Source organism: Rhodoferax sp. UBA5149, from assembly GCF_002413825.1.
Classification (GTDB): Bacteria; Pseudomonadota; Gammaproteobacteria; order Burkholderiales; family Burkholderiaceae_C; genus Rhodoferax.
This window is the reverse complement of the sequence record NZ_DHXT01000166.1, coordinates 11,635-12,152: the sequence shown is the minus strand read 5'-3', so window position 1 is coordinate 12,152 and position 518 is coordinate 11,635. Positions and strand designations below refer to the sequence as shown.

General features: G+C 65.3%; 1 protein-coding gene. It reads right to left on the bottom strand.

Annotated features, from left to right (window positions below):
• Positions 1-518: FAD-linked oxidase C-terminal domain-containing protein (locus B3V69_RS15235; protein ID WP_296447864.1), on the bottom strand; the 518-nt coding region annotated here is incomplete at both ends.

The window sequence follows — 518 nt, the reverse complement described above, 5'->3', positions numbered from 1 at the left end:
TCTTCGGGCGTGCCGTCGCTCTCGCACAGCAAAATCGCCTCGGCGCTCAGGTCGTAGCCGGCGTGCACATAGTCTTCCACCGCCGCCGTCATGGGTTTGTCCATCATCTCCAGCCCGGCCGGGATGATGCCCACGGCGATGATGGCGGCCACCGCGTCGCCGGCTTTGCGGATGTCGTCGAAGCTGGCCATGATGCAGCGCGCCAGTTGCGGCATCGGCACCAGCTTGACGGTGACTTCGGTGGTCACGGCCAGCATGCCCTCGGAGCCGATGACGATGCTCATCAAGTCAAATCCGGCCGCGTCCAGCGCATCGGAGCCGAACTCAAGCGCCTCGCCCGCCATCGTGAAGCCCTTGATCTTGAGCACGTTGTGCAGGGTGAGTCCGTATTTCAGGCAGTGCACGCCGCCCGAGTTTTCCGCCACGTTGCCGGCGATGGTGCAGGCAATCTGGCTCGACGGATCGGGCGCGTAGTACAGGCGATGGACGGCGGCGGCCTCGCTGATGGCCAGGTTGCG